Genomic DNA, 938 nt, shown 5'->3' on the forward strand with positions numbered 1-938 from the left:
GCCCGCTGGGCCGGTCGTCACGACGGAACGGCGGACGCCCACCGCTGTCACGGTCGTCACGCCCGCGGTAGCCACCGCCACCACGGTTGTCGTCGCGACGGAACCCGCCGCGGTCGTTGTCCCTGCGGTCGTCGCGGCGATCATCACGACGGAAGCCGCCTCGGTCACTGTCACGACGGTCGTCCCTGCGGTCGTCACGACGGTCGTCGCGCCCGCGGTAGCCCCCACGGTCGCCGTCGCGCCGGTCGTCGCGCCGATCGTCACGCCCACGGAAACCGCCACCGCGGTTGTCGTCACGGCGGAACCCACCACGGTCGGGACGGTCCCCGCCCCTGCGGTCGTCACGGCGATCATCGCGGCGGTCGTCACGCCGGAAGGCCGGACGGTCGCCATCGCGGCGGAAGCCGGGGCGGTCGCCATCACGACGGTCGTCGCGGCGCGGCCCGCTGGGCCGGTCGTCACGACGGAACGGCGGACGCCCACCGCTGTCACGGTCATCACGCCCGCGGTAGCCACCACCGCCACCACGGTTGTCGTCACGGCCCCGGTAGCCACCGCCACGGTTGTCGTCGCGACGGTCGTCACGGCGGAAGCCGCCGCGGTCGTTGTCCCGCCGCGGAGCACCGCGGTATCCGCCCCGGTCGCCACCGTCCCGGCGGCGCTGCTCGCGCTCCGGTCGCTCGTCGGGAGAGTTGGTGGACATCGGTGACTCCTAGTCTTCGGTACCGCAGTCATTCTCGCGCAGCCGGGAGGCCGGCGCGCTTCGACAAAAACAAAAGGACCCCTGGTCCCAGCGTGGACGCTGGGACCAGGGGTCCTCCAAAAATTGTTCGGCGGCGTCCTACTCTCCCACAGGGTCCCCCCTGCAGTACCATCGGCGCTTTGAGGCTTAGCTTCCGGGTTCGGAATGTAACCGGGCGTTTCCCTCACGCTATGAC

General features: G+C 71.3%; 1 protein-coding gene and 1 rRNA gene. One reads left to right on the forward strand and one right to left on the reverse strand.

What is annotated here, in order from left to right:
* Nucleotides 1–709 (forward strand): hypothetical protein (locus ACFWZ2_RS42210; protein WP_384555113.1); only part of this gene is annotated, 709 nt, incomplete at its 5' end.
* Nucleotides 710–828: 119 nt separating this feature from the next.
* On the opposite strand, the gene rrf is transcribed toward ACFWZ2_RS42210, so the two are convergent.
* A 5S ribosomal RNA gene (rrf, locus tag ACFWZ2_RS42215) occupies nucleotides 829–938 on the reverse strand; the annotation flags it as partial.

The sequence above is a fragment of the Streptomyces sp. NPDC059002 genome (assembly GCF_042740435.1).
GTDB lineage: Bacteria > Actinomycetota > Actinomycetes > Streptomycetales > Streptomycetaceae > Streptomyces.